Origin of the sequence: Pseudomonas sp. B21-056, assembly GCF_026016325.1 — a bacterium.
Taxonomy (GTDB): Bacteria; Pseudomonadota; Gammaproteobacteria; order Pseudomonadales; family Pseudomonadaceae; genus Aquipseudomonas.
Genome location: NZ_CP087203.1, coordinates 3602439 through 3619332 on the forward strand (window position 1 = coordinate 3602439; position 16894 = coordinate 3619332).

Consider the following 16894-nt stretch of genomic DNA (forward strand, 5'->3'; position numbering starts at 1 on the left):
GTCACGCGCTACTGGAAAGGCCCTTCGCCGCGCACTGCTTTCGTGGACAGTGCGCAGCGAAGGGCCTTTTTTCTTACTGGCTCAGCGCCTGGGCGAACCTGATGGTTTCGTCGCCACCCTGTTGCTTTGAAGCCCGTTCCGGCTGCCTGCCCCAAAGCGCCAGTTCCATACCTTCGAGCAGTTCCATGGCCCAGGCCACGGTCACCGCACCGCCATACACGTAGTGGTCCGGTCGCACGATCACCACATTGCAACCGCGCCGCTCGAGCCATTGGGCCAACAGGCCGTCGACTTCCTGGTAATCATCGGCCGTACGCGTCCCGGATTGTCCTGGTTCGACCAGCCGCACCACATGAATCGGCAGCCCCTTGAGCGCCTGGCTGCTGCGCAGGCAGCGGAGCAAGGCGCTGGCATCGAACCCCGGCGCAATGACCACGCGGAACGACTGACCGGTAAACTCATCGAGCAAGGCCTGCTTGCCTGCATGGTTGATAACCATCGGTTGCACAAACAACTCGCCGGCCGGCGCGACGTGGCCGATAAACCCTCCGGTCAATCCCGGAATCAGCGACTGACGGATGATCCCGCCGGGGTTCTCCTGCATCTGCTGGATCAACCGTGCATCCCGTATCGCCGCCCGGTCCTTGTCACGCTCACAGATCACACCCCCAAATTCCTTGGCCGCCAGGGTGGTCTGGCGGACATGGGGGACACGTTCAGTCTGGTAGGTGTCCAGGAACGCCGGGGCCGCCAGCCCGCCCTTGACCAGTGCCAGTTTCCAGACCAGGTTCAAGGCGTCACGAATCCCCTGGCACATGCCTTGCGCCAGGAACGGCGGGGTCATATGGGCCGCATCGCCGAGAAAGAACACCCGGTCGGCCCGCCACTGTTCAAGTATCAAGGCATGGAAGCGGTACGCCGAGGCTCGCCAGAGTTGGTAATCGCTCTCGGGCAACCAGCGAGCGATCAGTTTCCTGATGGTGTCCGGCTGGGAGATTTCCGACGGCTGCTCATCCGGGTTGATCATGAACTCCCAGCGGCGATGTCGACCGGGACCGACCACAAATGTGCACGGCCGGGCCAGTTCGCAGAATTGCACATTGGTCTGAGGCAGGTGTTCGCCCGCGCCTTCATTGAGGATGACATCGACCACCAGCCACGGCTCGTCGAAGGCCAGGTCGTCCATTTTCAAGCCCAGGCGGCTGCGGATCTGGCTGGTCCCGCCGTCGCAGGCCAGTACATGGGCCGCCGTCACGCTCCGCTCGACGCCATCCTTGGCGCGGATGCGCACCGCAGCATGGGACTCGCTGGAGTCCACCGCCAGCACTTCGGAGCCGAGCTCGACGGTGACCGATTTGAAACTGGCTATCCTGGCCCGGAGCGCCCGCTCTACGGGAGGCTGCGAGAAGACATAGTTGGGCGCCCAACCCAGTGGAAAAGGCGGTTGAGCGGCATCGATGCGCTTGATCAACTGCGAACCGGTGGTGCGGTATTCCGAGGGACGGTAAGGCATGACGTATTCGGCGATGTCATCCGCCAGGCCGATGTTGCCCAGGACACGCATCACCTCATGATCAAACCCCATGGCCCGCGGGTTGGCGTACACCGTCTCGGACTTGTCCACCACCAGGGCGTGGAGCCCCCACATGCCGGCCAGGTTGGCGCACAGCGCACCCACCGGCCCCATTCCAACAATGATGACATCGTAGTCCATCGTCTACTCCGCTTCTTGTTCTTGTCGATTGCCGGTTGATCAACGCAGGCGTTCATCAACCAGACTTTATCTGCAGCGAACGGAACAGGTGCCGGTCCTGTTCCCAGCCCTGATCAGGCGATGCGAACCCGCTGCTCTTCGATTTTCGCCCGGATGGATGCCATCCATTGCTCACGGGTCTGGAAGCCCGGGCGACGAAGGCACATGGCCTCGGTCTGGGCCAGGATGACCTCGGTGGGCAACTCCAGATCGAGCGGCTCCTTGCAGGGCTGGGCGGTATAGAACGGCGTGTCGACATACATCTCGATCGGGTTGCCTTCAGGGTCCTTGAAATAGATGGACCAGGCATTGCCATGGTCGACCTGTCCAATCCCCTGGATGCCGCTGTTCCTGGCGAACCGGTAGTAGGTTTGCAGATCCTCCAGCGAATTGAGCAGGAACGACAACTGATTGATCGGGTTGAACGGCAGGTCGACGGGCTTGCCATCGAACAGCACCACCTGATGATGCACCTCAGGGTTTTGCGTCATGAAGAACAGGCGGTGCCCGGTGGACGCCACGCCTTTGTCGCTGACGATGAAGCCCAGGGTACGGCAGTAGAAATCGACCATGTGATCGAGGTCTTCACAAAACACGCCGGTGTGGGTGAAGTTGATAGTCGGTAATGCGGGCATCTGGAACCTCCGGTTTTTATGATTGTGTAGAGGGCAACACTCAGGCTTCGTCAATCACGCCGTTCGATAGCGTCCCGATCTCGGTGATGACCACTTCGAATACATCGCCGGGCTTGAGGAAAATCGGTGGCTTTCGCTTGAAACCGATACCGCTTGGCGTACCCGTTGCCAGAATGTCCCCCGGGTTCCATGGCAAGGCTTTCGACACGTAGGCGATCAGATGCGGAATGTCGAATGCCAGCTCTGAAAGGCTGCCTTCCTGCAGTTGTTCACCGTTGAGGACACCGCGCACCACCAGCCTACGGTAATCGGAAATCTGCGCCGCTGGAATCAGCCATGGACCCAGCGCACCGGTTTTCCTGAAGGTCTTGCCCATGCCGTACTGATGCGTATGGAACTGCCAGTCGCGCACGCTGGCGTCGTTGAAGCAGGTGTAACCCGCGACATGGTCCATGGCATCGGCGGGATCGATATGCGCCCCACCCTTGCCGATCACCACGGCCAGTTCGGCTTCGAAGTCGAACTGCTCCGACACCCTGGGCCTGACCAGCGCCTCGCCATGGGGAAGCAGGGTCTCGGCGAAACGCTGGAAAATCACCGGGAACTCACCCACCTTGCGGCCGGCTTCTTCGGCATGGGCGACGTAGTTGATGCCAACGCAGATGACCTTGCCGGGGTTGGGAATGACCGCGTCCAGCTGGACGCTGGAAAACGGGTAGTCAGCCTGTGCGGTTTCCAGCGCTTGCCGGGCCTGGTCCAGACAAGACGGATCGGCCAGAAAAGACGCGAGGTCCGGCACCTGTTCGAAACGGCGGGTCAATTCGACCACGCCGTCATCGACCAGAACGCCGAAGTGAGCCTTTCCTTCTTTACGGTACGAAATCAGCTTCATGTTGCCCCTCCTGTTTTTATGCACAAAAACAATGTTCTTGCACCATACATCATTAAATGCATAATGCGAAACACCACTTCAAAAAATAACGAGCCACTGAGGCTCACGGTTCCTGGAGGTCAGGCATGTCGCTGGTGATGGTTCGCAAGATCAAACTGGACATAGAAGAAGTCTTCCACGAGGGTGGTCCCCGTTCCCCGCAACCCCTGAGGATTGCAGTCGCGACTGCAGTGGTGGCCAACCCCTATGCCGGCAGATACGTCGAGGACCTGCTGCCGTTCATGCAGCAATTGAGGGGCCTGGGTGCCGAGTTGTCCGAACGGCTGATCCATGCATTGGGAGGCGTCGATAACGTGCAGGCGTATGGCAAGGGCGCAATCGTCGGCGACGACGGCGAGCTGGAGCATGGCGCGGTCTGGCATGAGGCCGGTGGCTGGGCCATGCGCGAAGCGCTGGGCAATCCGAAGGCCATCGTTCCCGCGGGTAAAACCATCGGCGGCCCCGGTTGCCGGGTGATGATCCCGCTGGGGCACATCCAGGCAGCTTATGTGCGCAGCCATTTCGGTGTGGCCGAGATGACCGTGTGGGATGGCCCTCGTCGCGGCGAAATTGCCTTTGGCCTGGCCATGGCCAGCGGCGGCAGGATCCATGCACGCCTGGGCGGCCTGGCGGCGGCGGATGTAAAAGGTGAGGACGGTTTGCGCTAGAGCGGCTGAAGCAACAAGAGGTTGCGTTCCACTACAAAAACAAGACAAGTGCCGGAGAACATCATGACGACAAGCACAATGCGCGCCGCACGCCTGTATGAAGGCGGCAAACCCATGGTCATCGAACACCTGCCCGTCCCGCAGATTCGTCCGACCGAAGTCCTGGTCAAGATCAAGGCCTGCGGGATCGTGCCGAACCTGCATAACATCCTGACCAACTGGGTCAAGTGGTTCCCCCACAATCCGCTGCCGAAATTACCGGCCACGTTCGGTCTGGACCCTACCGGAGTCATCGAGGCAGTCGGTCCCCAGGTGTATGACTTCAAGGTCGGTGACCGGGTCTATGTCAATCCGGGACGCCACTGCGGTTCCTGCCGGGCCTGCCGAGCGGGCAACACCATTGCCTGCTCCGCCTACACCTTCAATGGTTACTTCGGTTTCACCCCGAAAAGCCCGCGGATGTTCGAAGACTATCCCTACGGCGGCCTGTGCGAATACATCCCGGCTCCGCAATACAGCCTGGTCAAACTGCCCGACAACCTCAGCTTCGAGACCGCCGCGCGACTGGGCTACCTGGGCACCGCCTACAAAGCGATGATCAAGGCCAATGTCGGCCCGGGCAGTACCATCCTGATCAACGGCATCAGCGGGACACTCGGCCTGGGAGCGGTCGCCATTGCCCTGGCCATGGGTGTGCGGAAAATCCTCGGCACCGCCAGGAACCAGGAGCTGTTCCAGCGCGTGAAGGATCTCGCGGCCCCGGGCCGGATTGAAATCCATACCCTGGGCACGACACCCACCCAGCAATGGGTCAGTGAAGTCACCCAGGGCGAAGGCGTCGATGTGGTGATCGATGCCCTCGGCCCGGGGGCGCCACACGAGACACTGACCCAAGCGCTCAAATCCATCCATCGCGGTGGGCACCTGATCAACATCGGCGCGATTGCCGGCGAAGTGCCCATCGATCTGCACTGGATCATGGACAACGACATCCAGATCAGCGGCTCCGCGTGGTTCACCACCGGACAAGGGCAGGACATGGCCGACATGGTGGAATCCGGCGCCCTGGACCTTTCCTTCTTCGAGAACACCGCGTTCAGCCTGGAAGCCGTCAACGAGGCGATTACCGGTATCGAAAATCGCAACGGTGGCTTCAGCAACTACGTCATCTGCCCTTGAGGCTGATCGCAACCGTCCACGCAACGGCGGGCACAGTGATGCCCGCCCATCGATTTCAGGGAATGTCATGAAGATTCGCAGAGTTGTCACCGGGCTGGACAGTGCAGGCCAATCGGTATTTATCAGCGACGAAACGGCACCGCGCGCGCGTGCCTTCGAGTCGATTCCCGGCCATGCCATGGCGCATCTGTGGTCTACCGGCACGGCTATCGGATCGTTGGCTACGCAAACAGATCCCACCCTTGAATACCCTCCGCTGGTCCCTGGACCGGGCGAAACCAGTCTGGCGATCTATGACTTCCCGCCGGACCCGGTCATGCAGAACCCCATCGATGTCGCACAGATGCTCGAAGAGCTGGGCGGTGCCCTGCCCGGCCTGTTCGAATGCTTCGAGCCCGACCATCCGGGCATGCACACGACCCCGACCATCGACTACGGCATCCTCCTCGAGGGGGAACTCTGGCTGGAACTGGACAATGGCGAACAGAAACGGATCCTGCCCGGCGACGTAGTCATCCAGCAAGGAACCCGGCATGCCTGGCGTAACAAAAGCGACCGGATTGCCCGTGCGCTGTTTGTGATGATCGGCGCGAAGTGCGATTAACCGCTCGTTCGCGGATTTCCAAGGGTCCAATATGACCATGCATTACATCGCAGTTATCGGTGCAGGGACGCAAGAATCTGGACCGACAGGTGGCCAAGGGCACCCTGCCCCCGGAACAGGCCAGCGTCACGGCCGGTTTGCTGGGCAAAAAGAGCGGTCGGGGCTTTCATGTCTATCGCTGAGAACCGCAGCGGGTACGACGCAATCCGCGAGCAAGCCGTGATGCTTTTCGTCAGCAAGGGATTCGGCCAGGTCGGTATGCGCGAGCTGGCTCGTCACGTTGGTATCGCCCCGGCCTCGCTGTATCACTACTTTCCCAGCAAGCAGCAGCTATTGTTCGACCTGATCGACGAGTTCTACGAAGAACTTCATCTGCTGGTCCGCGAGCTGACCCCTCGACGGGCTGGCGACCGGAGCAGCCCATCGTCGATGACGCCTGGGCTGACCTGGTGGCGCGAATGATCGAGTGTTTTGAATCTGGCTGCCATGGCTTCAGTCCAATAGCTGCACAATCTGCGACTCGATCCGCCCTGCCCGTCAACAAACCGATGCCTCAGAACGACCAGGCCACCAATACCTGTCCATAGAGATTGGTATGGCTGTTGCCCACCTGTGCACCACCGTCGGCTGCGCTGTACTTCGGCTTGTAGAGACCTGCCAATGGCATCAGAGTCCAATGCTTGTCGATCGCCCATTCGGCATAGACGTTCGCTTCGTCGGCGTCGAGCCGAACACGACTGTCGTCCAGGGTGCGGAAAGAATAAAGCAGCATTCCCAGCTTGATGTCTTCAGCGGCGGATATCTTCAACCCCACCTGCTGAATGGCGGCGTTGCTGTTGAACGGCCCGGCATAGTTGGCCGCCACCTCCCCCTGGAACCAGGTCCCAAGCGCCCGTCCGTTGCCATAGAACAAAGGATCGTAGCCCTCGGAAAAACGGCTGTACCGGTAGTTGATCGACGGTGTCCCGACAACGTCGGCAAAGGTCCAGCCGGCCTCAAGGTACCAGGCATTCTCCCGGGCCCCGTCCTTGCGCTCCCAAGCGTACTCACCGGCCAGGAACAGCCCGGGGATACCCGCGTTCCCCTGGCCGCGCACGCTGTGAATCTGCATCCCCTTGCGCCTGGCATTCAATAGTTCGGACAGGGTCTGGTCGGTGTCAGTGACTTTCAGGTAAGTCAGGCCAAGAGTGCCCAGTTCGCTGACATGCTCCAGCGTGCCGACCGCCATTTCCGGGCGCGATTGTGCCGGGTTATCGGACTTGATCCACATCAGGTCACTGCGCAATCCCTCTTGGCCACCCAGTCGCAGTACAGCAGTACGATCAAAGGCCTTGCGAGCGCTCAGGTAGTACGCACCGCCGCGGTTGGCCTTGCCGCCCACGAACTCCTTGCCGAAGTTCAGCGCGTCGCCGCTGACCAGGAAACCGTCACCGATCACGATGTTCTGGCGACCGAACGACAGATCCACACCGTTCTCTCCCAGCGCATCGAACAGCGTACCGGAGCGCCAGCCTGCATAGGCGTCCTCGATTTTGGTCGTGCGCTCACTCCCGGCGGTCCAGCCGGCCGGGTCACCGTCACCGAACGTGGCGCTGCTGACCCAGTTCAGCGACCCATAGAGTTTCGAGCCGGCATCCAGGGTATGGCGTGCATCAAGACCGTACTGCAACGCCGCCTCCTGCCAGCGGCTGGAACCTTCGCGACGAGTTCCTGATTGTGAGTAATTCTCGCGGCTATAGAAGGCACCCGCCAGGGCCAACAGACGTGCATCGACTTGCGTACCGTCTTCGTTGTAGAGCGGCTGGGCCATTGCAGGCACGCAGACGCAACCGAGGGAAAACGCAACCAGTGTTTTTTTACAGGCAAGCATCGGCCGTACTCCAGCTTATCAGGGAGAAAAAAGGCGCTGTCAGGCAGCGGATCAGGTCATGAATGAAGCGGTATCAGCGGCGACCGTTGCGGTAGCCCGCCAGTTGATGACTGGCCTTGCCAAGAGTGCAGATCAGGTTGCGCCAATGCTCCTTGCCGGGAATACGCGCGCGGGGGATTGCACTCATCACATCCCAGTGACGCGAGCCACGGGTCATTCCATCGGCGATCACGTGACTGACCACGTGGCTGGGGGTGACGCCAAAGCCGGAATAGCCTTGGACAAAATAAGCGTTGTCGCGTCCTGGCAAAGTGCCGATCTGCGGGAAGAGATTGGCACTGCACTCCATGGGGCCACCCCAGGCTAGGTCGATCTTGACGTGGGCAAGGTAGGGAAAAACCTTGAGCATCAGCGCGCGGTTCCAGGCCTTGAGGTCGCCCGGAATGTGCTCGATCAAGCGCGTGGCGGAACCGAACAACAGGCGGTTCTCGTTGGTGACCCTGTAGTACTCGATCACCGGCCGGATATCACTGAAGGCCCCACGAATCGGGCTGATCTGCTCGATCAGCTCGACGGGCAACGGCTCGGTCACCAGCTGAAAGGCGTAGGTACTGATCATCGTCTTGTGCAGCTCGGGCTCCAGGCGGTCGAGAAACGCACCGCATGACCAGAGGATCTTCTTCGCCCGTACCGAGCCTTTGGCGGTGCGAATCGTAATGGTCTCGCCGTAGGTGACCTCCAGCGCCGGGGTGTTTTCATAAATTCGCCCACCCAGCCCCACCAGCGCGTGAGCCGCCCCGAGCAGCATGTTCAACGAATGGATATGCCCGTTACCCATATGCTTCAGGGCACAGCTGTAGACATCGGAGCCGACGATATTTCTGACCTCGGCTCCTTCCAGGTACGCGATCTCATGGTCCGGGTTGAGCAGCTTGAATTCCTTTTCCCAGGCTTGCAGCAGCTTACCTTGCCGCTGGTTGAAACCCAGGTAGCCGTAGCCATGGCGAAAGTCCGCATCGATTTGATAACGCTCGATACGATGCTTGATGATGGACGCCCCCAAGTCGCTGATCTCGAAAATTGCCTGGAGCCCCTCCTCCCCGACACTCTTGCGGATTTTCTCCAGATCGTGGCCGATGCCGGCCATGACATGCCCGCCATTACGCCCCGAACCGCCAAAGCCCAGGTAGCGGGACTCCAGCACCACGACGTCCGTCACCCCACGCTCGGCCAGCTCAAGCGCGGTATTGATCCCGGAAAAGCCGCCACCGATAACGACCACTTCGGCTTCGAGGTCCTGCTCCAGATCGGAAAATTTCAGATCGTACTTGCGAGTGGCGGTGTAATAGGTGGTAGGTGTTTCAACGGACAGCATGGTTGTTCCTCTTGCTTTCTTATTGTTTGAAAACCCTTGGCCGGGGCTCAGTGCTGGGAAACCGGAGGTGACATGGAGGAACGATCCTGTACCAGCCGCCGATAGGCGTAGAGCACCAGCGAAACCAAGAGTACCGCGATGGCAATCAGCACTTCCTTCACACCGCCGTACCCGGCCAGTTCGGCTGACAACGCGCCTACCACGACCACAACGGCGGTAAACAGGCTCAGCAACCAGGCCACGGGCGTCCAGCACCGCCCCAGGCGTACCGGACGCGCGTGTTGCGGCGCGTCCTTGCGCAGCAGGAGGAACCCCGAGAGTGCAAAAAAGATCGCGACCAGGTAGCCAATGTTGGCCGTCACCAGGATGGCCAGGGGCGAGGACAGGAAAAAGATCATCGCCAGGTTCAGGAGCACCGCCACACTCATGCAGCGCCCGGGCACCTGATGCTTGTTGAGTACTCCCAGTTGCTTGATGGTCAAGCCTTCCAGCGCTGTGCCGTAGAGTGCCCGGGAGCCATCCGCCAGCGCTGCGTTCAATGCCATGAACAGGCCCACCAGCAGAGTGATGACAAAGAAACTGCTCCAGCCGGATCCGAGTACTGCATTAAAGGCGCCTATGTAGAAACCGCTGGGGTTGTCCAGGGCGGCCTGGGGGTCCACCAAACCGCCAAGGCCCAAGGCCACTGCCGCGAAGGCCAGTACGGTGTAAAGCCCCGAGCTGGTCAGGGCCAGGCGCATGTCCCGCTGACTGCGGTACTCGGGGCCGAAGGCTGCGCACATTTCGGTGCCATAGGCGCTCCAACTGATCAGGAACAACCAGACCAACGTGGTGCGCAGGGTTTCCCAGTCAAAGGGTTTGTGGACCTGCCAGGCCGAGATGAATCGTCCCAGGCTCCAGTCATGGGCGACCAGCGGAGCCACCGCCAAGACCAGGATCGGCACCAGCAGCAATGTCCCCATGTATTTGGAAACCGACGCCGCCAGATGAACCCCGCGGCGGTTGAACTGCCAGAAGATCAGGATCAGAACCGCCCCGATCATCTGTGGCAAGCCAATGCTCGATAGCCCGGTATCAATGCTCCAGGTCTGATCGGCAAACCACTGGGCCTGTATCAGCGCCCCGGCGCTGACGCCGATGATCGACAGCACGGCCGACCAGCCCATCCAGTAACCGAACGCCGCCAACGGCCCGACCCACCCGCAGCGCTTGCGCCAGCCTTCGGTGGCAATCATCGCGATGCCTCCGGGTTTGTCGGGGAACATCGCGCTGACTTCAAGGAAAATCCAGTTCTGACAGGCGCCGATGGCGGCGGAGCCGACCCAGAGCAGCAACGCCGCGACCGGTCCGAGGGCACCGAGGGCGAAGCCGAAAGAGGCGAAAATCGAGCCTGACACGGCCATCGACAAGGCGAAGGCATCTGTCCAGCGCAAGGTTTTTAGCAGGTGGGATGCCGAGGCATCGGTATTGTTATGAGTATCCACGGGAACAAGCTCCAGCCGAGTAGAAAAGCATGGCCCATTTAACGCCCCCTTCACTGAACAGGGACATGGTTGAGAATGTCATGCACATGTCCGCCAATGCCAAGGGCGGGACGATGCTTGCGTTTTCAACAGGCGTATTACTAAATGCTTATGACGCCGGCTTAAGCTGCCAACGGCCGATACCACAATAAAAACGACCGGCGAGCAGCCGGCAGGTGAGGTAGCGATGCACAGCACTGGGCAAACAGAACCGTTTTACACGGGCCGCCAGGGCTTTGAAGCCTGGCACCACGACCTCGCGGAAAAATGCGGCACATTCCATGCAGAACCACCCACTGGATCCGGCGCCACGAGTTTTACCGGCGCCATGCAGAACCTGTCGGGCAGTCACCCCGTCCTGGACGGCTCGCGCATTATCAGCAATTGCCGGCATTTGCATCGTGCCCGTCAGGACATTCGCGCCGACGACAAGGACTTCTACTATCTGGTACTGCAAGTAGGCGGCAGGGCAAAAATGTGCCAGGCCGACAATCAGGCCAGGCTCGGCGCGGGTGACCTGGTATTACTGGATATCACTCAGCCATGCGACTTCTACTTCGATGACCTCAGTGACCAGATGTCGCTGATCATCCCGCGACATGCGTTGCAGCAGCGCCTCGGCCAACGGCAGCCGTTGTTCAACCAGCCCTTGGGCGCCACCAGTACCCTGGGCAGCATGGCTGGCCTGCTGACACAACGCCTGTTCGATTCCTCGCGGCTGCAACCGGAAGAGGCCTTCGCCCTGTTTGATGCCCTACTGGCATTATTGCGTCCCGGTATCAGCACCGCGCCCGAATGCGAAAACCCCGGCGTCCAGGCCCAAAAGCTCGTCAAGGCAAAAGTACTGATCGAGCAATACCTGCGTGATAGTGAGCTTTCGCCGGAACGCCTGGCCAAGGCCATCGGCACCTCGGTCAGGAACCTCCACCGGCTGTTTGCCCAGCACGACACCAGCGTCGGACGCTACATCCTCGAGCATCGGCTGCAACGCTGTGCCGAATCCATTGCTCGCGCAGCCCCGCAGGAGAAAATCACCGCCATTGCCTATGCGTGGGGATTCAACGATGTCAGCCACTTCTCCAAGGCATTCAAGACGCGCTTCGGAGTGTCCCCGCGTGACTATCGCTACCAGAACGCTGCAACGGTCGCGCAAGGCTGACGGGCACCAGTGAGCATGGCGGGAAATCCGGCACTCCTGCACAAGCGATGGCACCCCACGCCAAGATTTCCAGGCACCGGCCCTCTAGCATGACCCTTCAATCGGCACTGTCCGTGAATCGAGGAAGCGTTGTGAGCTATCAAATCGAACAGGAACTGAAGAACCAGCCATTCGTACCCCGGGCCCAGTGGCCGACGCTGGAAGAAATGGCTGAGGGCTTCAATGAGTACAAATACCCCGCCACCCTTGCCCTCGTCGGACAAAAGGCCAATCTGCGCTTTGACAACGGCTGGTTGATCGAGCATCACTTCGTCGATGACCATACGTTGACCTGGACCATCCTTGAAGGCGAAGGCTCCGGCGCCTCTGAGACGGAAACCTACGAAGCGGTCGAAGTACGTCCGGGTATCTTCTTCGTCGAATTCCTCAAGCCCGAGCATCAGGAGTCAGCCACGCTGGTCTGGAAATTCGAGACCGGTGATGTGCTGGCCGCGGTTTCCGGCTTCTACGATGAAAAGGATGAAAGACGCACGCGTACCGATTTCGTGACTGCCGTAGTCGATGGCAAGCCCGGCGGTTCGCCCATTCTCCAGACATCCAGCCTGGTGGGTAAGCGCGTGCTGTACCGCTACAGCGCCGATGACTGGTACGAACACGTCTATTTCGGTGCGCAAACCATGGCGTGGCACTGTGTGAACGGTGCAGAGAAAGGCATGGGGGATGTCGAGCGTTGCACCTACTTCGATGTGGCGCAGGATCTCCACGTGTTGTTCTGGACCGAAACAGTCATGCCCGTAGAGTCGGTGGTTGTGGTTGACCTTGCCCGGATGCGCTCGATTGGCCGGTTCTTTTGCTGGGACCCGAAACCGGCAAAACTGATCCACTTGACCTTCGGCTCGAAAGCGACCTTGCTGAACGAAACGCGATACCCCGCCTCATTCCAGTAATCGACGGACAACGCTACAGGGGCGCCTGGCTGAATGGCGTACCTGTAGCCGTCCGGCAACAGGCTCTGAATCCGCACGATTGCTTGCAACATTTTCCTTCGTCGATACCCGCTTCGGCATTTCGCGCCCTGGCTTTACTGCTCTTGTTGCCCAGTCGGATGTATCGAAGGCTGTACCTGCCTCGTCGAAGTCAGCTAACGTGCTGATTTCGGATAAGATAGGCTGCGCATCCATGGTGCGCAGACACAGTCGTAAAGGAAATGTTGATGCTCGGAAGCAAACGGCCGGAGCCAGGGAGCGAAATCCCCGTCGAGGACTTCTCCCCCCAGGCTGCGCGGCCAGGCGCGGCATTGAGGCTTACCGTCAGTTTCATGCTGGTGGTGGTGATAGCCTTTCTGTCCGTCGAAGGCTGGAGGACATGGCGTGACTACCGTGCGGCGTTTTCGGCCGCCCGCGATTCGGTGACGAACCTGGCGCGGGCGACGGCCCAGCACGCCGAAGACACCATCCGCCAGGTGGACGTGGTCACCGCGGCACTCAGCGAGCGGGTGGAAGGCGACGGGCTCGAAAACATCGACATTGCGCGCATCCATAAACTGCTGGTGCAGCAATCCGCCATCATGCCGCAACTGCACGGGCTGTTCATCTACGGGCCCGATGGGCAATGGGTGGTCACCGACAAGGAAACGACTCCGGAACCTGCCAACAACGCGGACCGTGACTATTTCCAGTATCACCGCACCCACACCGATCGAAACGTGCGCATCGGCGAGGTCATCAGGAGCCGCTCCACCAACGACCTGATCATTCCCATTTCCCGACGCCTGAACAACCCCGACGGTTCGTTCGCCGGTGTGCTGCTTGGAACGATCAAGGTCAGTTATTTCGTCGACTACTACGGTGATTTCAAGATCGACGACAAGGGCGCCCTGGTCCTGGCCATGCGCAACGGCACCGTTCTGGTACGGCGCCCCTTCGTCGAGACGGTGATCGGCAAGAGTCTGGTCAACAGCGTGATCTTCAAGAACTTCCTGCCGACCTCGAACCAGGGCACCGCCGAAGCCCGGGCCGTGATCGACGACACCGAACGCCTGTATGGCTACCGCGCCCTGACCACCTATCCGTTGGTGGTCGAAGCCGGCCTGTCCCGGGAGTCCATCATCGCGCCCTGGCGGCGTGACCTGCTCAAGACCGGTTTCGTGCTGGTGTTCCTGATCGTCACCCTCGTCGGCTTCGGCCTCATCGTGCTGAGCCAGTTGCGCTACCGGATGACCATGGAAAAGCAGATCCGTCATGCACACCAGAGCATGCGGGACATGGCGCTGACCGACAGCCTGACCGGGCTGGGCAACCGCAGGAAGCTGGACCTTGCCTTGGCCGATGAACTGCGCTTGGCCAGGCGCCAGGGCTCTTCCCTGGCGCTGATCATGCTCGATGTCGATTATTTCAAGCGTTTCAACGACAAGTACGGCCACGCCGCCGGGGATGAGTGCCTGCGTGGGATTGCCGGTGCGATCCAGGACGCGGTCAAACGGCCGGGGGACCTGGCGGTCAGGTACGGCGGCGAAGAGTTCACCGTCCTGCTGCCCAATACCGACGGCACGGGTGCGACCAAGATCGCGCAGGATATCCTCGACGCCATCAGGGCGCTGGACATCGAACACGCTGATCATCCGTTGGGAATCGTCACGGCCAGCGCCGGCATCACCACCAGCCAGCCGGGCACCATGGACGTGACGCCCGCCATGCTGATCAAGGCCGCCGACGCCTTTTTGTACCTGGCCAAGAACACCGGGCGAAACCGCTGGTGCAGCGCCAGCGCGACGTCGGGCTGATCTGCCCGGACAGCCGCGCATCGGTCCGGAACGTGCAAATCCAAGTCCACAGGTGCCGGCGAGGCGCCTGGCGGCTACAATGGTCGCTTCGACCGTGACCAGCCTGACTAAAAAACACATGTCCTTGCCCAAACATCATCTGGAATTGCTCAGCCCTGCCCGCGACGTGACCATCGCCCGCGAGGCCATCCTGCATGGCGCCGACGCCGTGTACATCGGTGGCCCGAGTTTCGGCGCGCGTCACAACGCCTGCAACGAGGTGGCCGATATCGCCCGGCTGGTGGAGTTCGCCCATCGTTACCACGCCCGGGTGTTCACCACGATCAACACCATTTTGCATGACAACGAGCTGGAGCCGGCCCGCCAGTTGATCCACCAGCTGTACGATGCGGGTGTCGACGCGTTGATCGTCCAGGACCTGGGGGTGATGGAACTGGACATTCCGCCGATCGAGCTGCACGCCAGTACCCAGACCGATATCCGGACCCTGGCCCGGGCCAGGTTCCTCGATCAGGCCGGTTTTTCGCAACTGGTGCTGGCCCGCGAGCTGAACCTGCAGGAAATCCGCGCCATCGCCGACGAAACCGATGCTGCCATCGAATTCTTCATCCACGGCGCGCTGTGCGTGGCGTTCTCCGGCCAGTGCAATATCTCCCACGCCCAGAACGGTCGCAGTGCCAACCGCGGCGACTGCTCCCAGGCCTGTCGGCTGCCCTACACCCTCAAGGACGACCAGGGTCGGGTCGTCGCCTACGAAAAGCACCTGTTGTCGATGAAAGACAACAACCAGAGCGCCAACATCCGCGCCCTGGTGGAGGCCGGTGTGCGCTCGTTCAAGATCGAAGGGCGCTACAAGGACATGGGCTATGTGAAAAACATCACCGCCTACTACCGCCAGCGCCTGGACGATGTGCTCGAAGACCGTCCGGACCTGGCCCGTGCATCCAGCGGCCGTACCGCGCATTTCTTCGTGCCCGACCCGGACAAGACCTTCCACCGGGGCAGCACCGACTACTTCGTCAGCGAGCGCAAGATCGACATCGGCGCCTTCGACTCACCGACCTTCACCGGCGTGCCGGTGGGCGTGGTGGAAAAGGTCGGCAAGCGCGACCTGCAAGTCGTGACCTTTGACCCGCTGTCCAACGGCGATGGCCTCAACGTGCTGGTCAAGCGTGAAGTGGTGGGCTTCCGGGCCAACATCGCCGAGCCCAAGGGCGAGTTCGAAGAAGACGGCCAGAAGCGTTATCGCTACCGGGTCGAGCCCAATGAGATGCCGGCCGGCATGTACCAGTTGCGCCCCAACCATCCGTTGAGCCGCAACCTGGACCATAACTGGCAGCAAGCGCTGCTCAAGACCTCATCCGAGCGCCGTGTCGGCCTGGCCTGGGTCGCGCGCCTGCGCGAAGAGCGCCTGGAACTGACCGCCACCAGTGAAGAAGGTATCAGCGCCAGCGTCGGCCTGGACGGACCGTTCGGCGTGGCCAACAAACCGGACCAGGCCCTGGAGCAATTGCACGACCTGCTCGGTCAGTTGGGTACCACCGAATACCACGCCACCGCCATCCAGCTAGATGCGCCCCAGGCGTTCTTCATTCCCAACTCGCAGCTCAAGGCGCTGCGCCGCGAAGCCATCGAAGCCCTGACCGCCGCCCGCGTAGCCGCTCACCCTCGCGGTGGCCGCAAGGCCGAGACCAGTCCGCCACCGGTCTACCCGGAGTCGCACCTGTCGTTCCTGGCCAACGTCTACAACCAAAAGGCCCGGGACTTCTATCATCGCCATGGCGTCAAGCTGATCGACGCAGCGTTCGAGGCGCACGAAGAAACCGGTGAAGTGCCGGTGATGATCACCAAGCACTGCCTGCGCTTCTCGTTCAACCTCTGCCCCAAGCAGGCCAAGGGCGTGACGGGTGTACGCACCAAGGTCGCCCCGATGCAGCTCATCCATGGGGATGAAGTGCTGACGCTGAAGTTCGACTGCAAACCCTGCGAAATGCACGTGGTCGGCAAGATCAAGGGCCACATCCTCGACCTGCCGTTGCCGGGCAGCACGGCGCAGTCAGTGGTCGGTCACATCAGCCCTGAAGACCTGCTCAAGACCATCCCCCGCGCACCGCATTGAGTCACCGCTACACCCTCTTTGTGTGGGAGCTTGCTCCCACAGTGGTTCTCGGATGTACGCGACATTTGGATACGCCACCTGACCTGTGGGAGCGAGCCTGCTCGCGATAGCGGTGGGTCAGCTTGGGATGATGTTGGATGTGCCGACGTCATCGCGAGCAGGCTCGCTCCCACATGGGCTGCCTACCCTTGTTTTTCATTTCTGCGCCGTTTTTGCTTGAGTGTGCGACAAATCCACCGCATAGACTCCCCGCCAGTTCACTTGCAATGTTAGGTTGCGTAGTTGTTTCGCCAATG

The 16894-nt window shown here is 60.7% G+C and carries 14 protein-coding genes; 8 read left to right on the top strand and 6 right to left on the bottom strand.

Annotation, left to right across the window (positions count from 1 at the left end; all coding sequences use genetic code 11):
- Positions 1-73: 73 nt before the first annotated feature.
- The 3 genes from LOY67_RS15195 to LOY67_RS15205 form a co-directional block, all read right to left on the bottom strand.
- On the bottom strand, positions 74-1714 hold the full coding sequence (locus tag LOY67_RS15195) for a bifunctional 3-(3-hydroxy-phenyl)propionate/3-hydroxycinnamic acid hydroxylase (RefSeq protein ID WP_265063268.1): 1641 nt from the start codon (positions 1712-1714) through the stop codon (positions 74-76).
- Positions 1715-1827: 113 nt separating this feature from the next.
- On the bottom strand, positions 1828-2388 hold the full coding sequence (locus LOY67_RS15200; protein ID WP_265063269.1) for a VOC family protein: 561 nt from the start codon (positions 2386-2388) through the stop codon (positions 1828-1830).
- Between the two features lie 40 nt (positions 2389-2428).
- Positions 2429-3280 (bottom strand): fumarylacetoacetate hydrolase family protein, encoded by an 852-nt coding sequence (locus LOY67_RS15205; RefSeq protein ID WP_265063270.1) that lies wholly within the window; start codon positions 3278-3280, stop codon positions 2429-2431.
- Between the two features lie 125 nt (positions 3281-3405).
- Between LOY67_RS15205 and LOY67_RS15210 the strand changes: the two genes are divergently transcribed.
- From LOY67_RS15210 to LOY67_RS15225, 4 genes are all read left to right on the top strand, one after another.
- Complete coding sequence (locus tag LOY67_RS15210) at positions 3406-3987, top strand: amino acid synthesis family protein (RefSeq protein ID WP_265063271.1); 582 nt, start codon at positions 3406-3408, stop codon at positions 3985-3987.
- 63 nt (positions 3988-4050) lie between these two features.
- Positions 4051-5166: an alcohol dehydrogenase catalytic domain-containing protein gene (locus LOY67_RS15215; RefSeq protein WP_265063272.1), complete on the top strand. Its 1116-nt coding sequence runs from the start codon at positions 4051-4053 to the stop codon at positions 5164-5166.
- A gap of 67 nt (positions 5167-5233) precedes the next feature.
- Positions 5234-5770 carry a cupin domain-containing protein gene (locus LOY67_RS15220; protein WP_265063273.1) on the top strand — a complete coding sequence of 179 codons (537 nt, stop codon included), beginning with the start codon at positions 5234-5236 and terminating at the stop codon, positions 5768-5770.
- Between the two features lie 168 nt (positions 5771-5938).
- Positions 5939-6232 carry a TetR/AcrR family transcriptional regulator gene (locus LOY67_RS15225; RefSeq protein ID WP_413776131.1) on the top strand — a complete coding sequence of 98 codons (294 nt, stop codon included), beginning with the start codon at positions 5939-5941 and terminating at the stop codon, positions 6230-6232.
- 91 nt (positions 6233-6323) lie between these two features.
- Here LOY67_RS15225 and LOY67_RS15230 read toward each other — a convergent pair whose 3' ends face one another.
- From LOY67_RS15230 to LOY67_RS15240, 3 genes are all read right to left on the bottom strand, one after another.
- On the bottom strand, positions 6324-7640 hold the full coding sequence (locus LOY67_RS15230) for a hypothetical protein (protein WP_265063274.1): 1317 nt from the start codon (positions 7638-7640) through the stop codon (positions 6324-6326).
- Positions 7641-7713: 73 nt separating this feature from the next.
- On the bottom strand, positions 7714-9015 hold the full coding sequence (locus LOY67_RS15235; protein WP_265063275.1) for an NAD(P)/FAD-dependent oxidoreductase: 1302 nt from the start codon (positions 9013-9015) through the stop codon (positions 7714-7716).
- Between the two features lie 47 nt (positions 9016-9062).
- Positions 9063-10499, bottom strand: coding sequence for an APC family permease (locus tag LOY67_RS15240; protein ID WP_265063276.1), 1437 nt, complete (start codon positions 10497-10499; stop codon positions 9063-9065).
- A gap of 226 nt (positions 10500-10725) precedes the next feature.
- Between LOY67_RS15240 and feaR the strand changes: the two genes are divergently transcribed.
- From feaR to LOY67_RS15260, 4 genes are all read left to right on the top strand, one after another.
- Entirely contained in the window at positions 10726-11697 is a 972-nt protein-coding gene (gene feaR / locus LOY67_RS15245; RefSeq protein ID WP_265063277.1) for a transcriptional regulator FeaR, read from the top strand.
- A 131-nt stretch (positions 11698-11828) separates the two neighbouring features.
- Positions 11829-12644 (top strand): molybdenum cofactor biosynthesis F family protein, encoded by an 816-nt coding sequence (locus LOY67_RS15250; RefSeq protein WP_265063278.1) that lies wholly within the window; start codon positions 11829-11831, stop codon positions 12642-12644.
- Positions 12645-12910: 266 nt separating this feature from the next.
- Positions 12911-14479, top strand: a complete 1569-nt coding sequence (locus LOY67_RS15255; RefSeq protein ID WP_265063279.1) for a sensor domain-containing diguanylate cyclase — start codon at positions 12911-12913, stop codon at positions 14477-14479.
- Between the two features lie 118 nt (positions 14480-14597).
- Entirely contained in the window at positions 14598-16598 is a 2001-nt protein-coding gene (locus LOY67_RS15260) for a peptidase U32 family protein (RefSeq protein ID WP_265063280.1), read from the top strand.
- Positions 16599-16894 lie beyond the last annotated feature (296 nt).